This is a genomic window from Luteibacter sp. NPDC031894, assembly GCF_050273135.1.
Taxonomy (GTDB): Bacteria; Pseudomonadota; Gammaproteobacteria; order Xanthomonadales; family Rhodanobacteraceae; genus Luteibacter.
Genome location: NZ_JBNNMV010000003.1, coordinates 87,977 through 110,179, shown reverse-complemented (window position 1 = coordinate 110,179; position 22,203 = coordinate 87,977). Strand labels below are relative to the sequence as shown.

The window sequence follows — 22,203 nt, the reverse complement described above, 5'->3', positions numbered from 1 at the left end:
CCCATCGCGGACAGGGTCCGCTCCCACCAAGCCGGCGCAGTATGCGTCTGTGCGGTAATTCGGTGGGAGCCGACCCTGTCGGCGATTCAGATCCCCTCGCGCTTCACGCGCGTCCACAGGGCTTCTTGCTCTTCGAGCGAATACGACGACAAGTCGCGTCCTTCCGACGCGGCAACGGCTTCCATCGCGCGGAAGCGTCGTTCGAATTTCGCGTTCGCCCCGCGCAGCGCGCGCGAGACATCCACCTTCGCGTGGCGCGCCAGGTTCGCCGCGACAAACAACACGTCACCGATCTCGTCGGCGAGGCGGTCCTCGTCGGCACCGTGCTCGAACTCGTGCCTCACTTCCTCGAGCTCCTCCGCGAGCTTGTCGAGCACCGGACGATGATCCGGCCAATCGAAGCCGACGTTGGCGGCCCGCTTCTGCAACTTCACGGCACGCTGCCACTCCGGCAGCCCGCGCGAGATGCCGGCCAGGGCACTGGTGTCCGCCGAGCCTTTGGCGGCCCGCTCATCGGCCTTCAGGCGATCCCAATCGCGGGAGCGCTCGGCATCGCTGGCATGCGTCACGTCCGCGAAGACATGCGGATGGCGGCGCAGCATCTTGTCGCAGATCGACGCCACGACATCGCCAAACGCGAACGCTCCCGCCTCCTCCGCCATGCGCGCGTGGAACACCACCTGCAGCAAGAGGTCGCCCAGCTCGTCGCGCAGGTCGTGCATGTCTCCGCGATCGATGGCGTCGGCGACTTCATAGGCTTCCTCGATCGTGTACGGCGCGATCGTGGCGAAGCTTTGCCTTACGTCCCAGGGACAACCGGAGTCGGGGTCGCGCAGCCGCGCCATGATGGCGAGGAGTTCCTCGACGTGTCGCGTCACGCGCCGTCCTCCGGGTCGATCAGCCGCGCGGGCCAGTCGATCGTCGTGTCGCCGCAGGCGATGAATTCGGGATTGATGAGCGAATCGCGGGTGTTGTAGCGGAAGGGGCGCCCGGCGAGGTCGAGCACCGCGCCGCCGGCTTCCTCCAGCACGCATTGCGCCGCCGCCGTGTCCCACTCCGACGTCGCCCCGAGCCGCAGGTAGATATCCGCCTCGCCGCGGGCGATCACGCAGAATTTCAGCGACGAACCCAGGGCGAAGGTCTCGTGTTCACCGAGGCGGTCGAGCAGGGCCATCGTGCGTCCTGTGCCGTAGGAGCGGCTGCCCGTCACCATCAGCAGGCCGTCAGCGCGCCGCGTGCCGATCCGCTCGCGCGCCGCGTCGGGTGCCCTCTGGCGCCATGCGCCTTCGCCGGCCGCTGCCGCGTAGAGGTCGCCGGTGACCGGTGCGAGCACGACGCCGAGTACGCTGCGGTGGTCTTCGATGAGGGCGATGTTCACGGTGAACTCGCCGTTACGCTTCACGAATTCACGGGTGCCGTCGAGTGGATCGACGAGCCAGTGGCGGCGCCACGTCCGCCGCTCCGCCCACGGCGCCGCGAGCGCCTCTTCGGAGATCACCGGAATGCCTGGCGCCAGTGCGCGCAGGCCTTCCTCGATCACGCGCTGGGCCGCGAGGTCCGCCGCCGTCACGGGCGAGTCGTCGTCCTTGCACACGACTTCGAAGTCCTGTGCGTACACCGCGAGGATCGCTTCGGCCGCGCGCCGCGCGATGGCGCAGACGGGGTCGAGCCAGTGGCCGGGCGGGGCCTTCATGCCGGGCGGAAGCGGCCGGCGAGGTACTCGCGGGCCATGAAGAGCGCCGCGATGGAGCGACCTTCGGTGACGTCGTCGCGCGCCAGCAGCTCGTGCAGCTTGTCCATCCGCCAGGGCACCACTTCCAGCTCTTCCGGCTCGTCGCCCTGGAGGCGTTCCGGGTAGAGGTCCTCCGCGAGGACCACGTGCGCGAGGTGGGTCATGTACGAAGGGGAAAGCGACAGCGTGCCGAGGATCTTCAATTTCCGCGCACCGTAGCCGACCTCTTCCTTGAGTTCGCGGTTCGCGCCCTGTTCCGTGGTCTCGTCACGATCGAGTCGACCCTTGGGTACGCCAAGTTCGTAACGGTCCACGCCCACGCCGTACTCGCGCACGAGGAGCACCGTTTCCGGGTCGCGCATCGCGACGATCAGCACGGCGCCGAAACCGCTGCCCTTCAGCCGCTGGTAGGTGCGGCGCTCACCGTTGGAGAACTCCAGGTCCACCTCTTCCGCGCGCCGGAGGGGGCTGTCGGGCGCATCACGTGTCGCCAGGATCGTGGGACGTTTGTTCATCGGTCGATTGTAGCGCCGCCGAGGCGGGCGAGCGCCTCGGCGTGGATGGCCGGTGTACCGGCTAGCACGCCACGCGTGTCGAGGCCCGGTGCATGCCCCTCGAGGTCGGTGAACACGCCCCCCGCCTCTCGTACGATGACGGCGAGCGCGGCCACGTCGAGGATGTTCACGTCGGACTCGATCACGAGGTCGAGCCCGCCCCGCGCGAGCAGGTGGTAATGGCAGAAGTCGCCGTAGCCGCGGATGCGATTGCTGTCGCGGATCATCCCGCCCAGCGTGTGCCAGCGCGCGTCCGTGGTGAGGCTCTTCACGTTGCCCAGGGAGATCGACGCGTCGCGCATCGCCGTGGTCGACGCCACGCGCACCGGTTCGCCATCGAGGAAGGCGCCGCGTCCACGCACGGCCCACATGCGCTCGTCGTAGACCGGCGCGGAGGACACGCCGAGCACGAGTTCCCCGCGATGCATGAGGGCAATCTGCGTGGAGAAAAACGGTGTGCGACGGACGAAGCTCTTGGTGCCGTCGAGCGGGTCCACGAGCCACAGGTATTCGCGGGTGGTGTCGTCGGCGCCGTATTCCTCACCGTAGATACCGGCCTCGGGCAAGGCCTGGGCGAGGATGCCGCGGATCGCGAGCTCCGCCTCGCGATCCGCGACGGTGACCGGGGTATCGTCGCCTTTCACGATCACGTCCACGCCGGCGCGCCAGTAGTGCAGGATGATCTCCGCGGCCGCGCCGGCCGCGTCGCGCGCGGCACCCAGGGCCTTGTCGAGGATATCGGTCATGGCGTGATCGAGGGCGCGAGCCCCGCCTTGCGCTGAAGGTTGACGGACCCGTCGCGCCCCACCGGGCCGAAACGAGCGATGAGGTGCGAGAGCGCGCTATCGGAGAGGCGCGGCGCAAGCCTGCCCTCCATGCGCCAGCCGAGCGGCGAGGCGGCGAGCACGGCGTGCACCGCGAGGGACCCTTGCCCGTCGTCGCCCAGCGTGGCGCGCAGCACGCCCCCGATGCTGGCCGCCTTCAGGCCCAGGCCCCCCAGCGCGATGTAGCCCTCGGGCGTGCGCAGCGCGGCCTTGCGCCAGGCGATGTCCGCGTCGAGGACGAGCGGCCAGTTACCCTGCAGTTCGGCCCGCGGGATGCGCCCTTCCACGACGCCGCTGGGCACGAGGTCCGGCGGAAGGCCCAGACCCACCAGCGCCACGGCGTCGAGGCGGAAGTCCACGCCCGTCCAGGTGGTGCGATCGTCGGCGCCGCGCTCCAGGTGGCCATCGAAGCGCCCCGCGCGGCCATCGAGATGGAGGTCGAGGTTTGCCCGGCCCAGGATCGCGTCACGACCGAGCCGCCATGTGGCGGTGCCCAGCTCACGGCCATCGGCCAGCGCGACACGACCGGCGCGGCCGTTCCACAAGGTGCCCGAGAGGTCTTCCAGCACGAGGCCATGCGCGCGCCGGGCAAGGACGGGCACCGCCACCGATGCCGGCAGGAACCAGTAGAACAGGCCCGCGGCGGCGACCAGCACGGCCAGGGCAAGGGCGATCCAACGAAACCACTTCAAACCATCACCTCATTCCCAGGGGCGGATATCATGGGCGGATGACCGATGCCCTTTTTGCCACCACGGCAGTCGACACGCTGGTCGCCCGCGACCTCGCCATCCTCTGGCATCCGTGCACGCAGATGCACGACCACGAAACCTTGCCCATGGTACCCGTCGTACGCGGTGAAGGGGCGTGGCTGGTCGGTGCCGACGGCAAACGCTACCTCGACGCCGTCAGCTCCTGGTGGACGAACCTGTTCGGCCACGCCGAGCCACGGATCGGGGCGGCCCTGAAAGACCAGCTCGACACACTGGAGCACGTGATCTTCGCCGGCTTCACGCACGCACCGGCGCTTGAGCTGGCCGAGGAACTCGTCCGCATCACGCCCCCCGGACTGGAACGCGTCTTCCTCGCCGACAACGGCTCGGCCGCGATCGAGGTCGCGCTGAAAATGAGCTTCCATTACTGGCTCAACCGCGGCCACGGCGAGAAGACGCGGTTCATTGCGCTGACGGGCAGCTACCACGGCGAAACCCTCGGCGCGCTCTCCGTCAGCGACGTGGCGCTGTACCGCAAGACGTACGCACCGCTGCTGCTCACGCCCGAACTCGCGCCGTCTCCCGACGCTTACGAAGGCGAACCCGGTGAGTCGCCGAAAGAGGTCGCGAACCGGCGCCTCGGGGAGATGCGCGCGATCCTCGAGCGCCATGCGCACGAAACCTGCGCCGTGATCGTCGAGCCGTTGGTGCAGTGTGCCGGTGGCATGCGCATGTACGATCCGTCCTACCTCTCGGGACTGCGCGCGCTCTGCGACGCATTCCAGGTCCACCTGATCGCGGACGAGATCGCCGTCGGCTTCGGCCGCACCGGCACGATGTTCGCCTGCGAGCAGGCCGGTATCTCGCCGGACTTCATGTGTCTCTCGAAGGGGCTCACGGGCGGCTTCCTCCCGCTCTCAGCGGTGCTCACCACGCAAGATGTCTATGCGGCGTTCTATGCGGAATACGCCTCGGGCAAGGCGTTCCTGCACTCGCACAGCTATACCGGCAATCCCCTCGCCTGCCGCGCCGCCACGGCGACACTGAAGATCTTCCGCGACGATCCCGTGCTCGAGCGCAATCGAGTACTCGCCGCGCACATGGCCGCGCGCATCGCACCGCTGGTCGATCATCCGCACGTGGCCGACGTGCGCCAGACGGGGATGATCGCCGCCATCGAACTGGTCGCGGACAAGGCACGCCGCACGCCCTTCCCGGCCGCGGACCGGCGCGGCCTGCGCGTCTATCGGCATGGCCTCGAAACGGGTGCCTTGCTGCGGCCCCTCGGCAACATCGTGTACTTCATGCCGCCGTACGTGGTGACCGAAGCGGAGATCGACTTCATGGTCGACACGGCGGTCGCGGGTATCGAAAAAGCCGTCGCCTAGAAGCGGGAAATACCAACGGGCAAGGCGCCGAGCCTAGCCATCTCGCCCTCCGCGAACAGGTCCGGATGGACGAGGAAATCCATCGCGAACGCGTGCGCGTCAGAGCCCCAGAACAGCTCGTCGCCGATCGCCAGCGTCGGCACGCCGAACACCTGCTGACGCATCGCCTGCTCGAAGTTCGCCTGCAACGCCGCCTTGACCTCGGGCGTGCCCAGCGCGGCGCGGACATCGACGATACCCAAGGACACCGCCAGCGGCTCCAGCGCTTCCGCCGTGTCGGCGGCGCGCCCGTGCGCCCATATCCATTCGAAGATCGCGCCGACCGCGTCCACCGTCGTGCCCGCCGCGATGCAGAGGCGCAGCGCGGGTAGCGGATTGAAGGGATGCGAGGGCGGGAAGCGAAGAGGGATGCCTGCCTCGCGGGCGCGCCATTGCGCATATCGGTAACTGAATTCCCGCTTCCGGGGGATCTCCGCGGGACCGCGCTGCTCCATCTGCTTCAGCAAGGCGCCGAACAGCATGGGCCGCAACGACACCTCGCGCTGCGCTGCCAGTGCGCGTATCGACGGCCATTGCAGCCAGGAGAACATCGAGACGAAATCGAAGTACCAGGCGATCGGCATGCGGCGGCTCCTCGGTGACCCTGCGGACGATAGCGGCCCCGGCGGATCGCTACAATGCATGTTCCGTGACACGAGGCACATCCATGCGCACCATCCGCATCCACGTCGACTCCCCGCTCGCCAGCGGCAGCGATATCGTCCTGCCCGCCCAGGCCGGGGAACACGTGGCTCGTGTGCTGCGGCTGGAAGCCGGCGCGCCGGTGGTGCTGTTCTCGGGTGAGGACGGGATGGAATACGACGCCACCCTGGTCAGCGTGGGCAAGCGGGAGGTCGTCGCGGCGGTCGGGTCCGGCCGTTCGCCCGGCAACGAATCACCGCTGGCGCTCACCCTCGCGCAGGGCGTGGCACGTGGCGAGAAGATGGACCTCATCGTCCAGAAGGCGACCGAACTGGGCATTGCGCGCATCGTTCCCCTGACGACCGAGCGGTCGGAGGTGAAGCTCGACGCCGCGCGCGCCGAGAAGCGCCTTGCGCACTGGCGCGCCGTGGCGGCGAGCGCGTGCGAACAGTCCGGGCGGGCGCGCGTGCCGGCGATCGAGCCTGCCGTTTCGCTCTCGGCGTGGCTGGCGTCGTTGGGCGATGGCGGGCCGATGCGCCTCGCGCTTCTACCGGAAGGCACGAAGCGACCGAGCGAACTGGCAGTCGCGGATACCGCGATCCTCGCGATCGGCCCGGAGGGAGGATTCGGTTCGCGCGATCGCGCAGCGCTCGAGGCGAGGGGATTCACCGGGCTGAGGCTCGGGCCCCGCATCCTGCGCACGGAAACCGCGGGACTTGCCGCCATCGCGGCGCTGCAGGCCCTGTACGGCGACCTCTAGGAGCAGGCCCTGCGCTCCTACGAGAGGGCGGTCGCGATCCGCCGCATCACACCATCGTCCAGCAACGGCACGGCATCGAGGGCTTTCAGGTTTTCCTCCAGCTGCGCGACCTTGCTTGCGCCAAGGATCACCGTCGAGACGTTGGGGTTCTTGAGGCACCACGCCAACGCCATTCGCGACATCGGGATGCCCAGCTCGTCGGCGATCGGCGCCAGCGCGCGGACGCGCTTGAGCCGTTCGCCGTCGTTTTCCAGCAAGGCGTCGCGCAGCCACGCGTAGTCGGGGTGACCGAGCCGCGAATCCTCCGGCACGCCGTTGTTGTACTTGCCGGTGAGCAACCCCGACGCCAGGGGGGACCAGATCGTGGTGCCCATGCCGTAGCGCTCGTACAGCGACGCGTATTCCTGCTCCACGCGTTCGCGATGCAGCAGGTTGTACTGCGGCTGCTCCATCGACGGGGCGACCAAGTTGCGCTCTCGGGCGACGCGGTGCGCTTCCTCGATCGATCCCGCATCCCATTCGCTCGTGCCCCAGTAGAGCACCTTGCCCTGGCGCACCAGCGTGTCCATCGCCAGGACCGTCTCTTCCACAGGCGTCTCGGGATCCGGCCGGTGGCAGAAATACATGTCGAGGTAATCGACGCGCAGACGCTCCAGCGCCTGGTGACAGGCGTCGAAGACGTGCTTGCGCGAGAGGCCGCGCTGGGTCGGACGCGGGTGTTCCGTTGCGCCGAAGTACACCTTGCTCGAGACGCAGTACGCGTCGCGCGGCAGGCGCAGGTCGGCGATGACGTCGCCCATCAGGCGCTCGGCGTCGCCGGCGTTGTATGTCTCGGCGTTGTCGAAGAAATTGATCCCGCGGTCATACGCGAGCGCGATCAACTCGCGGGCCGCGCTACGCCCGACCTGGCGTCCGAAGGTGACCCAGGCACCGTAGGAAAGTGCGGAGACCTTCAGGCCGGTCGAGCCAAGGCGGCGGTATTCCATGGGAATCACCTGGAGACGTGGAGGATCAGGAAGAGGACGACGGCCGCGAAGAGTCCGGCGATGACATCGTCCAGCATGACGCCCAGGCCGCCTTTCACCCGGCGGTCGAACCACCCGATCGGCCAGGGCTTCCAGACGTCGAACAGCCGGAACAGAACGAAGCCGCCGAGCACCGCCCACCACGGTGCCAGCAACGCGGGCAGCAAGGCGATCCACTGGCCGACGAACTCGTCCCAGACGATGCTGCGATGGTCGGCGACGCCGAGGATGCGCCCGGCCACTTCGCACGCCCAGACGCCCACCGCGAAGGCGACGACGATGATGGCGACCCACGCCGGCACGGAGAGATCGCGCAGCAGCAGCCACGGCAACAGCGCCGCGAGCGACCCGAACGTGCCTTGGGCTTTCGGTGCCAGTCCGGAGCCGAGGCCACACGCCAGCCAGCCTGCCGGCGAGGCGAGCAGCCGGCGCCGGTCGGCGGGGTCGAGGACGTATTTCGTGCTCATGCGGCGAAGTGGTTCCAGCCTGCGCGTGCCGTCTCGTAGACCTGCCCATGCGCATCGAGGACGCGCACGCCCGCGCCCTCGACGATGCGGCCCACGCGAGTCGCGCCACAGCCGAGGCGGGCGAGCGTCGCGCCGACCTCGCCCGCGCGGTCGGCGGGAACGGTGAAGCACAGTTCGTAGTCGTCGCCACCCGCCAGCGCGAAATCCAGCGCGTCGGCCTCGGCGAAATGAGTGAGCAACGCGGAGGACCGCGGCAGCATCGCCGCGTCGATGTCGGCGCCGACGCCGCTCGCCGCGCAGATATGGCCGAGGTCGGCGACGAGGCCATCGGAGACGTCGATACAGGCCGTCGCGATGCCCCGCAGCGCCTGCCCCGCCGATACGCGGGGCGTGGGGCGATGGAGGCGCTCCACCAGCGCCGCATAGACCGAGGCGTCGGGTTCGTCGAGGCAACGGAGACCGGCGGCGGCGTCGCCCAGTGTCCCGGTGACCATCACGACATCGCCCACCCGCGCACCCGAACGCAACAAGGCTTCACCAGGGGCGCTGAAGCCGTGCACGGCCACCGTCACCGTCAACGGGCCGCGCGTGGTGTCCCCGCCAATGAGCGCGAGCCGGTACGGCGTGGCGAGTTCCGCGAAACCGCGCGCGAGCCCGTCGAAGAAGGCCTCGTCGCCGTCAGGCGTCGTGAGCGCGAGCAGGGCCCAGGCCGGCGTGGCGCCCATCGCGGCAAGGTCGGAGAGATTGACCGCGAGGGCTTTCCAGCCGATATCGGCGGGCGCGGTGCCCGCTGGGAAATGCACGCCTTCGACGAGCGTGTCCACCGCGATGGCGAGTTCACGACCCGCGGGGACGGCGACCACCGCGGCATCGTCGCCGATGCCTTCGATGACGTCGTCGCGATTGACCTCGGTGTGCCGGCGGATCCGTTCGATCAGGTCGAATTCCATGCGTTTCCCTTCAGGAGCGAGCCTGGTGGACTGTTGGAAGCGCGCTAGGATCGCTTTTCGGACGTACGCCAATGTGTCGCGAGTTTGTCGAGCACGCCGTTCACATAGCTGTGCCCGTGGTCCGCGCCGAACCGCTTGGTGGCTTCCACCGCCTCGTTGATGACGACGCGGTAAGGCACGTCCGGGCGGTACTTCAGTTCGTACGCGCCCATGCGCAACGCGGCGCGCTCGATCGGATCGATCTGCGCCACGTCGCGGTCGACGAACGGCTTGATGCCATCGTCGAGTTCCTTCACATGCTTTTCGACCCCGCGCAGGATGTCCTCGAAGTACTCGAGGTCGGCCACTTCCATGTCCTGCTCGTGGCGGAACTGATCGATGACGCTGGTCATCTTGCTGCCGCCCACCTGCCACGCGTACAGCGCCTGCAAGGCGCGGCGGCGGGCGCGCGAGCGCGCGGCGAGGTCGATACCGTGCGGAGGCGTGGCGTTCATCGGTCGAGCTTCGCGTAGAGGTTGACCATCTCGATGGCCACCATGGCAGCGTCGGCGCCCTTGTTGCCGGCCTTGGTGCCCGAGCGCTCGATCGCCTGCTCGATGCTGTCGGTCGTGAGGACGCCGAAGCACACCGGCACGCCGGAGGCGTAGGCCGCCTGACCGAGGCCCTTGGCGGCCTCTCCCGCGACATAGTCAAAATGCGGTGTCGACCCGCGGATGACCGCGCCCAGCCCGATGACGGCGGCATAGCCGCCGGAGGCGGCGAGCTTGTGTGCCGCCTGCGGGATTTCCCAAGCACCGGGAACGCGGATCAGGTCGATCCCGTCGTCCTTCACGCCGTGACGAACCAGCGTGTCGCGCGCGCCCTGGACCAGCGCCTCGACGACGAATGCGTTGAAGCGGCCCGCGACGATGGCGAAGCAGCCCTTGGGAGTGGCGAAATCGCCTTCGATGATCTTCATGCTCGGAAAGTCCTGTGGCGGATCGGCCGCCGCGCGACCGGACATTTTACGGGGTTTTCGGCCGGGGGTGGCCGTTGAAGCGAAGCGTGGCATGGCCGTCCGCCACCGCGAGGCGGGCGGCGGCGCCGAACGGCAGGGTGAACTTGGCCGGCCCGTGGCCGAACGGCAGCCCGCGCACCAGGGGGATGCCCGCGGCAGCGGCGATGCGGTCCAGGGCAACGCCCACCTCGTAGCCGTTGTCATAGGCGGACATGCGATATCCGGTGAAGTCGCCCACGATGAGCGCCTTCTGGCGCCCCAGCACGCCCGCATGGAGCAAGTGGTAGAGCATGCGCTCCACCCGGTACGGCGGTTCGGCGACGTCCTCCACGAAGAGCAGCCCACCCTCGATGCGAGGGAAATACGGCGAGCCCACGAGTCCGGCGAGGATGGCGAGGTTGCCGCCCCAGAGGGTGCCTTCGAGGGCCAGTGCCGGGGTTTCCGGCGCGGCCCATTCGGCATGGCCGTCATCGTGGCCGAGCGTGTTCCAGAAGTGCTCCCAGGTGAGCGGGTCCAGTTCGGCGGCACCGAAGTCGGCGCCGAGCATCGGCCCGCCGTAGGTCACGATGCCGCTTTTCGCGTATAGCGCGCATTGCACGGCGGTGAAGTCGCTATGCCCGACGAGCGCCACGGGAGCATGGCGCAAGCGCACTTCGAGACCGGCGTAATCGAGCATCGGCAGGATCGGGTGCGCGCCATATCCGCCGCGGATCGCCAGCGCGATGTCCGGCAGCGGGCGCGATGCATCGGCGAGCGCATTGATGTCGGCTGCCCGCTCGGCGTCCGTGCCGGCGAAGCGCAGTTCGCGGCGGTCGAGCACGTCCTTGCCGCTCACGCGATGTCCCGCCCCTTCCAGCCGCGCGATGCCGCGCTGCATCGCTTCGGGGGCGTGCGGGTAACCGGAAGGGGCGATCAGGCGGATGTTGTAACCGGGGTGCATGCGTTGCGCCGTCATCCTGCCTGTTCCACCACCTCGAGGCCGAAACCGGCGATACCGACGAACTTGCGCGGCGTGCCCAGCACGCGCAGGCGGGTCACGCCCAGGTCGGCGAGGATCTGCGCGCCCAGCCCGAGTTGGCGCCATTCCTGGTCATCCTTCGGTGCCGGCATCGGCAGCGCGTCGCGCTTGAGACGGGCCAGCAGGGCGTCGGGCGTGTCCTCGCCTGACAGCACCAGCAGGACACCGCGATCCTCGGCGTCGATCCGGCGGAGCGCGTCGGTCACGGTCTGGCCCAGGTCGTCGCGGCGCAGGTGGAGCACGTCGGAAAGCGTGTTCCGCACGTGGACCCGCGTCAGCACCGGTTCGCCATCGGCCACGTCGCCGCGGACGAGTGCGAAGTGCAGGCCATTGCGGATCGCATCGCGGAACGCCACGAGGCGGTAGCGACCGAATTCGGTGACCACGTCTTCCTCGTGGACGCGCGTCACCGTCTTCTCCGTTTCCATGCGGTAACGGATGAGGTCGGCGATGGTTCCGATCTTCAGCCCGTGCTTTGCCGCGAACACCTCCAGCTCGGGGCGGCGGGCCATGGAGCCGTCGTCGTGCAGGATCTCGATCAGCACCGAGGACGGCTCGAGGCCTGCGAGGGCGGCGAGATCGCAGCCGGCCTCCGTGTGGCCGGCGCGGGTCAGGACGCCGCCGGGCTGCGCGGTGAGCGGGAAGACATGGCCGGGCATCGTGATGTCGCCCGGGCCGGCGTTCTTCGCCACGGCCACCTGGACGGTGCGTGCACGGTCGTGGGCGGAAATGCCGGTCGTGACGCCTTCCGCCGCCTCGATCGAGACGGTGAAGTTGGTGTGGTAGGGCGAATTGTTGTCGCTGACCATGGGCTTCAGGCCGAGCTGGCGCGTGCGCTGCTCGGTCAGCGTGAGGCAGAGCAGGCCGCGCGCCTCGCGGACCATGAAGTTCACGTCCTCGGGCCGCACCTTCTCGGCGGCCATGACGATGTCGCCTTCGTTCTCGCGGTCTTCGTCATCGAGGATCACGACCATGCGCCCGTTGCGCAGGTCCTCGAGGATCTCGGGAATGGTGTTGAATGGCATGTTCCCGCGTCCTCTCAGGCGAAACCGTGCTGCTTCAGGAACGCCTCGTCGAGGCGCGGACTGTCGCCGCTGGCAAGGAGGCGTTCGACATAGCGCGCGACGACGTCCACCTCGATGTTCACGGCGTCGCCGGGCCGGCGCGCCGAGAATGCCGTGTGTTCCACCGTGTGCGGGATAAGGTTCACCCCGAAGCGATGACCCTCGACCTCATTGACCGTGAGGCTGGTGCCGTCGATGCAGATCGACCCCTTGTGCGCGATGTATCGGGCCAGGCTGGCAGGCACCTCGAAGGTCCAGCGCAGCGAGCGGCCGTCGGGCACGACGGAAACGACCTTGCCCGTGCCGTCCACGTGGCCGGAGACGAGGTGGCCGCCCAGGCGATCCGCCAGGCGCAACGCCTTCTCGAGGTTCACGGGATCGCCCGGCTTGTGTTTGCCGAGGGTCGTGTGGGAGAGGGTCTCATTCGACACGTCGGCGGCGAAGCTGGCGGTGTCGAAGTCGATCACGGTAAGGCACACGCCGGAGACGGCGATGCTGTCGCCAAGGGCGACGTCGGCCATGTCGAGGCCCGCGGTATCGACGGTGAGGCGGACATCGCCGCCACGCGGTTCGAGCCGCGCGATGCGCCCGACGGACTGAATGATGCCGGTGAACATGTCAGTGGCCTCCCTGGCCGGACGCCGTGTGGTGCTGGTTTTTCATGGTCGTTTCCCGCGGTGGTGAGCGAAAAACGCCCCAAGGCATGGCATCGCTTCGCTCGACGAGGAGCGAACGAACGCCGTCTTCTTTCATCCGGACTGTGACCGTCGGCTCCGGCATCGGACCGGATCTGCTGACCTCCCGGTGTCACCGGGAGCGCTCGCGGGCTCGTTCCCTTGCGGGAACCTACCGCCGGTGGGGAGTTTCACCCCGCCCTGAAGACGCTGTGGAGGGCCGGCTCCCGGGAGGGGGCCAGCCACGGCAGGATACCATGTGCGCCAGCCGCCTCAGCGGCAAGGCGAGCAGCCCTACTTCAGCACCTGGTCCATCACCCAGCTGGTGCGGGCACCCGTGCGGGCCGTGGAGGGGCAGGTGCCCTTGCCCGTCAGTTCGGCCACGATGGACTCGATGAGCGGCTGCTGGATGTGCTGGGGATTCGCGATGCGGATCTCCTCGCGACGGTCGCCCGCATCGAGGAGGATCGGGCCGTCGCCGAAGGTGGCGAAGACGAGGCGGCCGCGGTCGCCGATGACTTCCACGCGGTCCTCGCGGCGATCGGCGGCGAAGTTCCAGAGGCCGGTGCCGAGCACGCCGCTCTCGAAGCGGAACGCCATGGCGACCGTGTCTTCCGCTGGATACGCCTTCGCCTGGTTCGTCGTCATCCCGCGCGCGCGGGCGATCGGACCGAGCAGGAAGTCCAGGATGTCCAGCGTGTGGCAGCCGATGTCGACGAAGATGCCGCCGCCGGAAATCTCCGGACGCACCGTCCACGGAAGGTTTCCGGGATCGCGGTAGCGATCCTCCAGCGGATGGTGCAGCAGCACGTTCGCGATCCGCGGGGTGCCGATGGCACCGTCGCCGAGCAGCCTCGCGATGGTGCGGAAGCGCGGCAGCATGCGCCGGTAATACGCCACGAACACCGGCACGCCGGCAGCCTCACCGGCGGCGATGATGTCCAGGCATTCGTCGTGATCGATCGCCATGGGCTTCTCGACATAGACGGGCTTGCCGGCGGCGATCGCCATGAGGGCGTATTCGCGGTGGCTGGACGGAGGCGTGGCGACGTAGATCGCGTCCACGTCGGGATCGGCGATCAACGCGGCGGCATCGTCGTACCAACGGGGCACACCGTGACGCTGCGCGTAATCGCGCGCTTTCTCGCCATCGCGGCGCATGACCGCCACGAGTGACGAGTCGGGGACTTTGGAAAACGCCGGTCCGCTTTTCACCTCGGTCACGGCGCCGCACCCGACGATGCCCCAGCGAACGCGAGGAAGCGCGGGAGTCACTGGACCCCAGGCTTCGCGGGGACGACGGCGTGCGGACGCAGTTGCAGACGGGTGTCGTCGCCGACCTGGCGGCGGTCGACCGTGTACAGCTTCCAGCGCGAGGCCATGTCGTCGAGCGGGGGGAGATGCAGCATCGGGCGCGCGCTGTCGCCAAGCAGGACCGGCGCGATGTAGACGAGCAGTTCGTCCGCGAGGCCGGCAGCAAGCAGCGCGCCGCACAGGGCGGGCCCGGCTTCGACGTGCACTTCGTTCGCGTCCTGCAGGGCCAGCCAGTGCAGGACCGCGGCCAGGTCGAGGCCGCCGCGCTCGTCGCGGCGGATGGCCACGCGCGGAACGTCGGCGAGATGGGCAGGCACCGGCACGTCGGGTGCGTGCAGCAGCACGCTCGGCGCCGTTCCGTCGAGCACGTGGGCGCTTGCGGGCGTACGAAGCGTCGTGTCGACGATCGCGCGCAGGGGCGGCACGAAACGCGCCTCGCCCGGCAAGCGCACGGTGAGGTGCGGGTCGTCGGCCAGCACGGTGCCGCTGGCCGATAGGATGGCCGATGCCCGCGCGCGCCAGCGCTGCACATCGGCGCGTGCGGCATCGCCGGTGATCCATTTCGACGAACCATTGGCGAGCGCGGTGCGTCCGTCGAGGCTCATGGCGAGCTTCACCCGCACCCACGGACGACCGCGCTGGATGCGGCTGAAGAACCCGATGTTGAGTTCGTGCGCGGCGTCGCGCATCAAGCCGACCTGCACGCCGATATCCGCCGCGCGCAGCTTCTCGATGCCGGCGCCGGCGACCTTGTCGAAGGGGTCTTCATGCGCGATGACGACACGCCCTACCCCCGCTGCGATCAGGGCGTCCGCGCAAGGCGGCGTGCGACCGAAATGCGCGCAGGGCTCCAGCGTGACGTAGGCCGTCGCGCCGCGTGCCGCGGTGCCCGCTTCGCGCAGCGCATGGACCTCCGCGTGGGGTTCCCCGGCGCGCTGGTGCCAGCCGGTGCCGAGCACGGTGTCGCCACGCGCGATGACGCAGCCGACGCGGGGATTGGGTTGCGTGGTATGCAGACCTTGCTCGGCCAGGCGCAGCGCGTGCGCCATGTGGACATGGTCCATCGCCGGGAAGAACGGTCGCGACATCAGGGCTTGCGGCCGCGCCGGGCCGCGTCGAGCAGCGGCAGTTGCAGGCCTTCCAGCGAAGGCAGGTCGCGCTCGAGCTTCTCGATTTCCTCGCGGAACGCGTGCACGTCCTCGAAGCGCCGGTAGACGGAGGCGAAACGCACGTAGGCCACCTGGTCGAGTTTCTTGAGTTCGCGCATCACCAGCTCGCCGACTTCGCGCGAAGGCACTTCGCGCTCGCCGGATCGACGGAGATCGTTGATGACCGCGCGCATCGCCGTGTCCACCGCGTCGCTGGCGACAGGGCGTTTCTGCAAGGCACGTTCGAAGCTGACGCGCAGCTTGTGTTCGTCGAAGGGCTCCCGGCGATCGCCGGATTTCACGATCGCCGGGAGCTTCAGTTCAGCGGTTTCGAAGGTGTTGAAGCGCTCGCCGCACTGCGGGCACTCCCGACGGCGGCGCACCGTGCTCCCATCCTCGGTGAGGCGGGAGTCGATGACTCGCGTGTCTTCGTGCTGGCAGAAAGGGCAATGCATCGAGAGTCGGTTCCTATCCGTAGACCGGGAAGGTCGCGCACTGCGCCGTGACCTTCTCGCGCACCGCGGCGATGACCGACTCGTCCGCCGGAGCGTCGAGCACGTCGCAGATCCACTGCGTGAGCTCCACCGTCGCCGCTTCCGTATAGCCGCGGGTGGTGATCGCCGGCGTGCCGACGCGCAAGCCGGACGTGACGAAGGGCGAGCGCGGATCGTTCGGCACGGCGTTCTTGTTCACCGTGATGTGCGCCTTGCCCAGTGCGGCCTCCGCATCCTTGCCGGTGACCTCGCGACCGATCAGGTCGATCAGCATGAGGTGGTTTTCCGTGCCGCCGGAGACGATCCGGTAACCCCGCTCAATGAAGGTTTTCGCCATGGCCTTCGCGTTCTTCACGACCTGCTTCTGGTAGTCGGTGAACGAGGGCTCCAAGGCTTCCTTGAAGGCGACGGCCTTCGCGGCGATGACGTGCATCAGCGGACCGCCCTGGATGCCCGGGAACACGGTGGACTGCAGCTTCTTCTCCAGCTCCTCGCCCAGGCCCTTCGCCACGATGATGCCGCCACGCGGACCGCGCAGGGTCTTGTGCGTCGTGGAGGTGACCACGTGGGCGTGGTCGATCGGGCTCGGATACACACCCGCGGCAACGAGGCCCGCGATGTGCGCCATGTCGACGAACAGGTACGCGCCCACCTTGTCGGCGATGGCGCGGAAGCGGGCCCAGTCGAGCACCTGCGAATAGGCCGAGAAGCCGGCCACGATCATCTTCGGCTTGTGCTCGACGGCGAGCTTCTCGACCTCGTCGTAATCCACGAGGCCGGTGTCCGGATCGATGCCGTACTGCACCGCGTTGAACAGCTTGCCCGAGAGGTTCACCTTCGCGCCGTGCGTGAGGTGGCCGCCGTGGGCCAGGCTCATGCCCAGGATGGTGTCGCCCGGCTGCAGCAGCGCAAAGTACACCGCCTGGTTGGCCTGCGAACCGGAATGCGGCTGCACGTTGGCGTAGTCGGCGCCGAACAGCTTCTTCAGGCGCGAGATGGCCAGCTTTTCGGCGACGTCGACGTACTCGCAGCCACCGTAGTAGCGCTTGCCGGGGTAGCCCTCGGCGTACTTGTTGGTCAGCGAGGAGCCTTGGGCTTCCATGACGCGCGGGCTGGCGTAGTTCTCCGAGGCGATCAGCTCGACGTGATCTTCCTGGCGACGGGACTCGTCGGCGATGGCCTTGGCGAGTTCGTCGTCGTAGCCGGCGATCGTTGCATCCTTCGGGAACATCTCGACCTCGTGCGGGGATGGGTAAGAAGACCGAAAGTGTAGCGCCCATCGGGGCTTGCGGCCACTCACGGCGCGGCCCGGGGCGACGTCGCACCGCCGGGCGCGGGCCGCGCCCGGGCCCACTCGTGGGCAATTCCGGCGTGACTTACTTGAATCACGGGCGAGGGCTTACAAGGCCGGCGAAGGCCCTGCGCTAGGTTTCACACGGGCCGTCGGCCCTCCCTCCCCCGCAAGGAACCACCCCCGTGACGACGAAAATCCTGACCCTGGCCCTCGCGCTGGGCCTCGCCTCCTTCACCCGCCTCGCGGCAGCCGCCCCGGGAGACCGGCTGTCGACCTTCGACGCGCACGCGAACGCTGCCCTTCCAACGACTTTCGCGCTGCCATCGCCAGGGGGCGGCGAGCAACGCATCTCCCTCCTGGAGGAGCTGGGAGCAGAGGTCGAGGTCGACGGTCGGCGTGCCGCCATCTTCCTAGCCGAGATCGATGGTCGGCCGGGGACAATCGTGCGCCTTGGCGACGCCCTGGACATCGCCCTCGATGAGGAAGCATGGGAGCTCCCACGTTCCGGCTACGCCATCGATCGCGAATCGGATGCCCCCTCGACCGCCCCGGCGCCGCCTGGCGCGGCGCGTAAGGCCGCACAGACCAACGCCGTCGATGTCCGGATCTTCCTGCACGACGAGTCCGGCGAATCGGACCGTGCGAAGTTCCTGAACTGGTACGTGGTCTGGTGGCTCAAGGACATGCAGGAGAACGTGACGCCCGGCGCGCCCGTTCGCGTCGCCGTGCATGAACATGTCCCCGGCCTTACCGACCTCGACTACCACGTCGGCACCATCGAGGATCGTATCCGAGACGTAGCCCGTCGTGGTCGCGAGTTCATGGGTTCCTGGGGGGATCGGGTGACTCCCTTGACCGAGTACGTCTTGTTCGTCGGTTCCGCCGGAAGTACCTGGAAGCCGGGCGTCGTCGGCGGCGCCGTGGAGCTTGCGGGCGCGGCCATCGCCAGCAGGCAAGGCCCAAGGCATGTCGTCGCCCATGAACTGGGGCATTTGCTCGGCGCCCGTCACGAGGACGCCCAGCGCGACCTTTTCTGCGTCACGAACATGAAGGACGACACCCTCACCGCGGGTGCCTGCAAACGGTATTCGGACGCCAACAAGGAACGCATCCGCCGATACGTGTCGCGCCGAAGCGGCGACTGAACCCGGGATGGCGGGCGCGGGCCGGAGCCAGGTGCCCCGGCCCCGCCCGGCAAGGCGAAGCACCCGTTATAATTGGCATTTGCCCCCCGGCGCCACGCCGGCGGCACGCCATCCGACGGAGCGTCCATGCAGTACATCTACACCATGAACGGGGTGAGCAAGATCGTTCCCCCGAAGCGCCAGATCATCAAGGACATCTCGCTGTCGTTCTTCCCCGGCGCCAAGATCGGCCTGCTGGGCATCAACGGCGCGGGCAAGTCGACGGTCCTGCGGATCATGGCCGGCGTCGACAAGGACTTCCAGGGCGAGGCTCGCGCCAACCCCGGCACCAAGATCGGCTACCTCGCGCAGGAGCCGGACCTCGATCCGGAGAAGACCGTCCGCGAGGCCGTCGAGGAAGGCGTGTCCGAGGTGCTCGACGCCCAGAAGCGGCTGGACGAGGTCTATGCCGCCTATGCCGAGGAAGGCGCCGACTTCGACAAGCTCGCCAAGGAACAGGAGGCCCTGGAAGGGATCCTGGCCGCGAACGACGCCCACGCCCTGGAGCGCCAGCTGGAAGTCGCCGCCGACGCGCTGCGCCTGCCGCCCTGGGACGCGAAGATCGGCCCTCTGTCCGGTGGCGAAAAGCGTCGCGTGGCGCTGTGCCGCCTGCTGCTGTCCAAGCCGGACATGCTGCTGCTCGACGAGCCCACCAACCACCTGGACGCCGAGTCCGTGGACTGGCTGGAGACCTTCCTGCACGACTACCCCGGCACCGTCGTCGCGGTCACCCATGACCGCTACTTCCTCGACAACGCCGCCGAGTGGATCCTCGAGCTCGACCGCGGCCGCGGCATTCCCTGGAAGGGCAACTACACCGAGTGGCTGGAACAGAAGGACCAGCGCCTCGCGCAGGAAGCCAACCAGGAGAAGTCGCGCCAGAAGGCGATCAAGAAGGAACTGGAATGGGTGCGCTCCGCGGCCAAGGGTCGCCAGTCGAAGGGCAAGGCGCGCCTGAACCGCTTCGAGGAGCTGAACTCGGTCGAGTACCAGCGCCGCAATGAAACGAACGAGATCTTCATCCCGCCGGGCGAGCGCCTGGGCCAGGAAGTCATCGAGTTCAAGAACGTCACCAAGTCGTTCGGCGACCGCGTGCTGATCGAGGACCTCTCGTTCAAGATCCCGCCGGGCGCGATCGTCGGCGTCATCGGCCCGAACGGCGCGGGCAAGTCCACCATGATGAAGATGATCATGGGCAAGGAAACGCCGGACACCGGTGAAGTGAAACTCGGCCACACCGTCAAGCTTGCGTACGTCGACCAGTCGCGCGACGCGCTGGATGCGAAAAACAACGTGTGGCAGGAAGTTTCCGGCGGTTCGGACATCCTGACCATCGGCAACTTCGAGATCCAGTCGCGCGCTTACATCGGCCGGTTCAACTTCAAGGGCACCGACCAGCAGAAGATCGTCGGCCAGCTGTCGGGCGGTGAGCGCGGTCGCCTGCACATGGCGAAGACCCTGCTGCAGGGCGGCAACGTGCTGCTGCTCGACGAACCGTCGAACGACCTCGACGTGGAAACGCTCCGCGCGCTCGAAGACGCGCTGCTGGAATTCCCCGGCTGCGCGGTAGTCATCTCGCATGACCGCTGGTTCCTCGATCGCATCGCCACGCACATCATCGCGTTCGAAGGCGACTCGCACGTCGAGTTCTTCCCGGGCAACTACAACGAGTACGAAGCCGACAAGAAGCGCCGCCTCGGCGACGACGCCGGCCCGAAGCGCGTGAAATACAAGAAGCTGGTCTGACCGTTACACCGGGAAAACCAGGCAAGCCGGAAAACATGTAGGAGCCGCTATAGCGGCGAGAAGCCAGCGAAGCGATGACGTGACGAGGGCACCTCCCCTCGCCGCCATGGCGGCTCCTACACGAGATTCGCCCAACGAAGGCATCGCCACCATGACGTTCATGACAGCCCTCGAGGCCGCTTGGCAGCGAAACGATTCGCTCGTTTGCGTCGGCCTCGATCCGGAGCCCGGCCGCTTGCCGGCCGGCCTGACCGGCAATGAGGGCATCTTTGCCTTCTGCCGCGACATCGTGGACGCCACGGCCGATCTCGTCTGTGCCTATAAGCCGCAGATCGCACATTTCGCCGCGCAGCGGGCGGAAGATGTCCTCGAGCGACTGATCGCGCACATCCACGACCGGCACCCCGGCATACCCGTCATCCTCGATGCCAAGCGCGGCGACATCGGTTCCACCGCAAAACACTACGCGGCCGAAGCCTTCGATCGCTACGGCGCCGATGCCGTCACGCTCAATCCCTACCTGGGGCACGACTCCATCGCGCCTTTCCTGGAGCGCGCCGACAAGGGCGTCATCCTGCTGTGCCGGACGTCCAATCCAGGCGGCAAGGACTTCCAGGCGCTCGATTGTGGCGGGCAGCCGCTCTACCTGCGTGTGGCGGAGACCATCGCCCGCGAGTGGAACGAAAACGGCAACTGCGCCCTCGTTACCGGCGCCACCTGGCCGGAAGAGCTGGGGCGCGTGCGCGCCGCCGTGGGCGACATGCCCCTGCTCGTGCCGGGCATCGGCGCACAGGGCGGAGACGTGGCGGCGGTCATGAGGCATGGGCGGACAGCCGCCGGCACCGGGCTCATGATCTCTTCCTCGCGCGCGATCCTCTACGCTGGCGGCGGTCTCGACTTCGCCGACCTAGCACGTCGCGCCACGGAAGAAATGAGAAAATTGACCAATTCTTACCGCCAATGAGCGATAAAGTTAAACGCAGTCGCAAATTGGACGATTCAGCAACAGCAAAAGGCTCGCCCTCGCGTTCCACGCTATCGAACAATACCGGACTAGTTAAAGCGCCTAAGCGTTCCACCGGAGTTGTTATGGCACCCAGTACCCGAGGATTCTCCCAACGCCTGCACGTTGCGCTGGACATGGCCGGCGTCAAGAAAGGTCGCGGCCGCATCACGCAGCTGGCCGATCTCTTCGACGTCAGCCGGGAAACGGCTCGGAAGTGGCTGAGCGACCTCGGCCTGCCGGAACTGGAACGCCAGATCGACATGGCGGTTCGCTTCGCGGTCAATTTCGAATGGTTGGCCACGGGCCGCGGTGCGCCCCACGGTGCGACCGGCGTGCGCGAAAGCCCCGCGCTCTACCGCGCCGATTCCCGCGAGCAGCTGCGCCTCGTGGGCCTGGTCAGCCGCATGCCGAAAGAACGGCGCAAGGCGCTGCTGGTCATCATCGAAGCGCTGGCCGACGCGGACTGATCCTACGGTTGTAGGAGCTGTCACTCTTGTAGGAGCCGCTATAGCGGCGAGGGGGATTCACCTCGCCGCTTCATCGCTTCGTGGGCTTCTCGCCGCTATAGCGGCTCCCACAGTTTCGACGATTCTCAATCGTCGCCCACGTCCATCCCCGGGAACAGCACGTCGGTAAAGCCGAACCGGGTGAAATCCGTGATGCGGGATGGATAGAGGCGGCCGATGAGGTGGTCGCACTCGTGCTGCACCACACGCGCGTGGAACCCCTCGGCGGTCCGATCGATCGGCTGGCCCAGCGGGTCGACGCCGCGGTAGCGGATCAGCGAATAGCGGTTCACCACGCCACGCAATCCGGGCACCGACAGGCAACCCTCCCACCCCTCTTCCATGTCCTGGGACAGTGGCGTGATCTCCGGATTGAGCAGGATCGTACGCGGAACCGCCGGCGCGTCCGGATAACGCTCGCTGCTTTCGAACCCGAAGATCACCAACTGCAGGTCGACACCGATTTGGGGTGCGGCGAGACCCACGCCACCCGCGTCGGCCATGGTGTCGAACATGTCCGCGATCAGCTCGTCCAGTTCGGGCGAGCCGAACAGCGCGTCGGGCACGGGCGGGGCGATACGCAGCAGGCGCTCGTCGCCCATCTTGAGGATCTCGCGAATCATGCGCGTTCCGGGGAGCGGGGATACCTCCAGCATGGCGGCGG

At 67.9% G+C, this 22,203-nt stretch carries 25 protein-coding genes and 1 riboswitch; of the genes, 6 read left to right on the top strand and 19 right to left on the bottom strand.

All coding sequences use genetic code 11. The features are described 5' to 3' along the window. Positions 1-86 precede the first annotated feature (86 nt). Genes mazG through gspN form a run of 5 tightly spaced genes read right to left on the bottom strand, consistent with a single transcriptional unit; the run spans position 87 to position 3,802 of the window. On the bottom strand, positions 87-878 hold the full coding sequence (gene mazG, locus ACQKIE_RS10420; RefSeq protein ID WP_427458708.1) for a nucleoside triphosphate pyrophosphohydrolase: 792 nt from the start codon (positions 876-878) through the stop codon (positions 87-89). Further along, positions 875-1,693, bottom strand: coding sequence for a 3'(2'),5'-bisphosphate nucleotidase CysQ (gene cysQ, locus ACQKIE_RS10415; RefSeq protein WP_427458706.1), 819 nt, complete (start codon positions 1,691-1,693; stop codon positions 875-877). Before cysQ ends, mazG begins: the two co-directional genes overlap by 4 nt. After that, on the bottom strand, positions 1,690-2,247 hold the full coding sequence (nudE, locus tag ACQKIE_RS10410) for an ADP compounds hydrolase NudE (RefSeq protein ID WP_427458704.1): 558 nt from the start codon (positions 2,245-2,247) through the stop codon (positions 1,690-1,692). The genes cysQ and nudE overlap by 4 nt, the downstream gene beginning before the upstream one ends. After that, positions 2,244-3,032: an inositol monophosphatase family protein gene (locus tag ACQKIE_RS10405; RefSeq protein WP_427458702.1), complete on the bottom strand. Its 789-nt coding sequence runs from the start codon at positions 3,030-3,032 to the stop codon at positions 2,244-2,246. Before ACQKIE_RS10405 ends, nudE begins: the two co-directional genes overlap by 4 nt. After that, entirely contained in the window at positions 3,029-3,802 is a 774-nt protein-coding gene (gene gspN, locus ACQKIE_RS10400) for a type II secretion system protein N (RefSeq protein WP_427458700.1), read from the bottom strand. Before gspN ends, ACQKIE_RS10405 begins: the two co-directional genes overlap by 4 nt. A 38-nt stretch (positions 3,803-3,840) precedes the next feature. Between gspN and ACQKIE_RS10395 the strand changes: the two genes are divergently transcribed. Then, on the top strand, positions 3,841-5,211 hold the full coding sequence (locus ACQKIE_RS10395; RefSeq protein ID WP_427458698.1) for an adenosylmethionine--8-amino-7-oxononanoate transaminase: 1,371 nt from the start codon (positions 3,841-3,843) through the stop codon (positions 5,209-5,211). On the opposite strand, the gene ACQKIE_RS10390 is transcribed toward ACQKIE_RS10395, so the two are convergent. Further along, positions 5,208-5,834 (bottom strand): 2-hydroxychromene-2-carboxylate isomerase, encoded by a 627-nt coding sequence (locus ACQKIE_RS10390; protein WP_427458696.1) that lies wholly within the window; start codon positions 5,832-5,834, stop codon positions 5,208-5,210. The two genes, ACQKIE_RS10395 and ACQKIE_RS10390, sit on opposite strands and share 4 nt — an antisense overlap. Positions 5,835-5,917: 83 nt before the next feature. Here ACQKIE_RS10390 and ACQKIE_RS10385 point away from each other — a divergent pair, with 83 nt between their 5' ends. Next, positions 5,918-6,652 (top strand): 16S rRNA (uracil(1498)-N(3))-methyltransferase, encoded by a 735-nt coding sequence (locus ACQKIE_RS10385; RefSeq protein ID WP_427458694.1) that lies wholly within the window; start codon positions 5,918-5,920, stop codon positions 6,650-6,652. Between the two features lie 17 nt (positions 6,653-6,669). On the opposite strand, the gene ACQKIE_RS10380 is transcribed toward ACQKIE_RS10385, so the two are convergent. From ACQKIE_RS10380 to glyA, 12 genes are all read right to left on the bottom strand, one after another. Then, complete coding sequence (locus ACQKIE_RS10380; RefSeq protein ID WP_427458692.1) at positions 6,670-7,638, bottom strand: potassium channel beta subunit family protein; 969 nt, start codon at positions 7,636-7,638, stop codon at positions 6,670-6,672. Positions 7,639-7,643: 5 nt separating this feature from the next. Continuing rightward, positions 7,644-8,144, bottom strand: a complete 501-nt coding sequence (locus ACQKIE_RS10375; RefSeq protein ID WP_427458690.1) for a phosphatidylglycerophosphatase A family protein — start codon at positions 8,142-8,144, stop codon at positions 7,644-7,646. Next, a complete protein-coding gene (thiL, locus tag ACQKIE_RS10370) occupies positions 8,141-9,094 on the bottom strand; it encodes a thiamine-phosphate kinase (protein ID WP_427458688.1) in 954 nt (317 codons plus the stop codon). Before thiL ends, ACQKIE_RS10375 begins: the two co-directional genes overlap by 4 nt. Before the next feature lie 44 nt (positions 9,095-9,138). Beyond that, entirely contained in the window at positions 9,139-9,588 is a 450-nt protein-coding gene (gene nusB, locus ACQKIE_RS10365) for a transcription antitermination factor NusB (RefSeq protein ID WP_427458686.1), read from the bottom strand. Further along, positions 9,585-10,052 carry a 6,7-dimethyl-8-ribityllumazine synthase gene (gene ribH / locus ACQKIE_RS10360; protein WP_427458684.1) on the bottom strand — a complete coding sequence of 156 codons (468 nt, stop codon included), beginning with the start codon at positions 10,050-10,052 and terminating at the stop codon, positions 9,585-9,587. Before ribH ends, nusB begins: the two co-directional genes overlap by 4 nt. A 46-nt stretch (positions 10,053-10,098) precedes the next feature. Next, positions 10,099-11,046 (bottom strand): muramoyltetrapeptide carboxypeptidase, encoded by a 948-nt coding sequence (gene ldcA / locus ACQKIE_RS10355; RefSeq protein ID WP_427458682.1) that lies wholly within the window; start codon positions 11,044-11,046, stop codon positions 10,099-10,101. Beyond that, a complete protein-coding gene (ribB, locus tag ACQKIE_RS10350) occupies positions 11,043-12,134 on the bottom strand; it encodes a 3,4-dihydroxy-2-butanone-4-phosphate synthase (RefSeq protein WP_427458680.1) in 1,092 nt (363 codons plus the stop codon). The genes ldcA and ribB overlap by 4 nt, the downstream gene beginning before the upstream one ends. A gap of 14 nt (positions 12,135-12,148) precedes the next feature. Continuing rightward, positions 12,149-12,790 carry a riboflavin synthase gene (locus ACQKIE_RS10345; protein ID WP_427458678.1) on the bottom strand — a complete coding sequence of 214 codons (642 nt, stop codon included), beginning with the start codon at positions 12,788-12,790 and terminating at the stop codon, positions 12,149-12,151. Positions 12,791-12,910: 120 nt separating this feature from the next. Then, positions 12,911-13,060, bottom strand: a riboswitch (FMN riboswitch). Positions 13,061-13,141: 81 nt separating this feature from the next. Further along, positions 13,142-14,122: a Gfo/Idh/MocA family protein gene (locus ACQKIE_RS10340; RefSeq protein WP_427458676.1), complete on the bottom strand. Its 981-nt coding sequence runs from the start codon at positions 14,120-14,122 to the stop codon at positions 13,142-13,144. Further along, on the bottom strand, positions 14,119-15,249 hold the full coding sequence (gene ribD / locus ACQKIE_RS10335) for a bifunctional diaminohydroxyphosphoribosylaminopyrimidine deaminase/5-amino-6-(5-phosphoribosylamino)uracil reductase RibD (protein WP_427458673.1): 1,131 nt from the start codon (positions 15,247-15,249) through the stop codon (positions 14,119-14,121). Before ribD ends, ACQKIE_RS10340 begins: the two co-directional genes overlap by 4 nt. Beyond that, positions 15,249-15,764, bottom strand: a complete 516-nt coding sequence (gene nrdR, locus ACQKIE_RS10330) for a transcriptional regulator NrdR (RefSeq protein WP_427458671.1) — start codon at positions 15,762-15,764, stop codon at positions 15,249-15,251. Before nrdR ends, ribD begins: the two co-directional genes overlap by 1 nt. Positions 15,765-15,777: 13 nt before the next feature. Beyond that, a complete protein-coding gene (gene glyA / locus ACQKIE_RS10325) occupies positions 15,778-17,034 on the bottom strand; it encodes a serine hydroxymethyltransferase (RefSeq protein ID WP_427458669.1) in 1,257 nt (418 codons plus the stop codon). A gap of 245 nt (positions 17,035-17,279) precedes the next feature. Between glyA and ACQKIE_RS10320 the strand changes: the two genes are divergently transcribed. The 4 genes from ACQKIE_RS10320 to ACQKIE_RS10305 all read left to right on the top strand — a co-directional run bounded on the left by ACQKIE_RS10320 (position 17,280) and on the right by ACQKIE_RS10305 (position 21,500). Beyond that, a complete protein-coding gene (locus ACQKIE_RS10320; protein ID WP_427458667.1) occupies positions 17,280-18,242 on the top strand; it encodes a reprolysin-like metallopeptidase in 963 nt (320 codons plus the stop codon). 126 nt (positions 18,243-18,368) lie between these two features. Next, a complete protein-coding gene (gene ettA, locus ACQKIE_RS10315) occupies positions 18,369-20,027 on the top strand; it encodes an energy-dependent translational throttle protein EttA (protein ID WP_427458665.1) in 1,659 nt (552 codons plus the stop codon). A gap of 151 nt (positions 20,028-20,178) precedes the next feature. After that, a complete protein-coding gene (pyrF, locus tag ACQKIE_RS10310) occupies positions 20,179-20,991 on the top strand; it encodes an orotidine-5'-phosphate decarboxylase (RefSeq protein WP_427458663.1) in 813 nt (270 codons plus the stop codon). A gap of 125 nt (positions 20,992-21,116) precedes the next feature. Beyond that, on the top strand, positions 21,117-21,500 hold the full coding sequence (locus ACQKIE_RS10305; protein ID WP_427458661.1) for a helix-turn-helix domain-containing protein: 384 nt from the start codon (positions 21,117-21,119) through the stop codon (positions 21,498-21,500). Between the two features lie 125 nt (positions 21,501-21,625). Here ACQKIE_RS10305 and def read toward each other — a convergent pair whose 3' ends face one another. Further along, positions 21,626-22,162, bottom strand: a complete 537-nt coding sequence (gene def, locus ACQKIE_RS10300; RefSeq protein WP_427458659.1) for a peptide deformylase — start codon at positions 22,160-22,162, stop codon at positions 21,626-21,628. Between the last annotated feature and the right edge of the window lie 41 nt (positions 22,163-22,203).

What these genes read in the sequence shown, in the direction of transcription:
- ACQKIE_RS10375 (WP_427458690.1), bottom strand. Translation starts at nt 8,144, where the DNA reads ATGAGCACGAAATACGTCCTCGACCCCGCCGACCGGCGCCGGCTGCTC.
- thiL (WP_427458688.1), bottom strand. Translation starts at nt 9,094, where the DNA reads ATGGAATTCGACCTGATCGAACGGATCCGCCGGCACACCGAGGTCAAT.
- pyrF (WP_427458663.1), top strand. Translation starts at nt 20,179, where the DNA reads ATGACGTTCATGACAGCCCTCGAGGCCGCTTGGCAGCGAAACGATTCG.
- ldcA (WP_427458682.1), bottom strand. Translation starts at nt 11,046, where the DNA reads ATGACGGCGCAACGCATGCACCCCGGTTACAACATCCGCCTGATCGCC.
- ribB (WP_427458680.1), bottom strand. Translation starts at nt 12,134, where the DNA reads ATGCCATTCAACACCATTCCCGAGATCCTCGAGGACCTGCGCAACGGG.
- ACQKIE_RS10395 (WP_427458698.1), top strand. Translation starts at nt 3,841, where the DNA reads ATGACCGATGCCCTTTTTGCCACCACGGCAGTCGACACGCTGGTCGCC.
- ACQKIE_RS10405 (WP_427458702.1), bottom strand. Translation starts at nt 3,032, where the DNA reads ATGACCGATATCCTCGACAAGGCCCTGGGTGCCGCGCGCGACGCGGCC.
- glyA (WP_427458669.1), bottom strand. Translation starts at nt 17,034, where the DNA reads ATGTTCCCGAAGGATGCAACGATCGCCGGCTACGACGACGAACTCGCC.
- def (WP_427458659.1), bottom strand. Translation starts at nt 22,162, where the DNA reads ATGATTCGCGAGATCCTCAAGATGGGCGACGAGCGCCTGCTGCGTATC.
- nrdR (WP_427458671.1), bottom strand. Translation starts at nt 15,764, where the DNA reads ATGCATTGCCCTTTCTGCCAGCACGAAGACACGCGAGTCATCGACTCC.
- nudE (WP_427458704.1), bottom strand. Translation starts at nt 2,247, where the DNA reads ATGAACAAACGTCCCACGATCCTGGCGACACGTGATGCGCCCGACAGC.
- ribH (WP_427458684.1), bottom strand. Translation starts at nt 10,052, where the DNA reads ATGAAGATCATCGAAGGCGATTTCGCCACTCCCAAGGGCTGCTTCGCC.
- ACQKIE_RS10385 (WP_427458694.1), top strand. Translation starts at nt 5,918, where the DNA reads ATGCGCACCATCCGCATCCACGTCGACTCCCCGCTCGCCAGCGGCAGC.
- ACQKIE_RS10305 (WP_427458661.1), top strand. Translation starts at nt 21,117, where the DNA reads ATGGCACCCAGTACCCGAGGATTCTCCCAACGCCTGCACGTTGCGCTG.
- nusB (WP_427458686.1), bottom strand. Translation starts at nt 9,588, where the DNA reads ATGAACGCCACGCCTCCGCACGGTATCGACCTCGCCGCGCGCTCGCGC.
- ribD (WP_427458673.1), bottom strand. Translation starts at nt 15,249, where the DNA reads ATGTCGCGACCGTTCTTCCCGGCGATGGACCATGTCCACATGGCGCAC.
- ettA (WP_427458665.1), top strand. Translation starts at nt 18,369, where the DNA reads ATGCAGTACATCTACACCATGAACGGGGTGAGCAAGATCGTTCCCCCG.
- ACQKIE_RS10345 (WP_427458678.1), bottom strand. Translation starts at nt 12,790, where the DNA reads ATGTTCACCGGCATCATTCAGTCCGTCGGGCGCATCGCGCGGCTCGAA.
- cysQ (WP_427458706.1), bottom strand. Translation starts at nt 1,693, where the DNA reads ATGAAGGCCCCGCCCGGCCACTGGCTCGACCCCGTCTGCGCCATCGCG.
- ACQKIE_RS10390 (WP_427458696.1), bottom strand. Translation starts at nt 5,834, where the DNA reads ATGCCGATCGCCTGGTACTTCGATTTCGTCTCGATGTTCTCCTGGCTG.
- ACQKIE_RS10380 (WP_427458692.1), bottom strand. Translation starts at nt 7,638, where the DNA reads ATGGAATACCGCCGCCTTGGCTCGACCGGCCTGAAGGTCTCCGCACTT.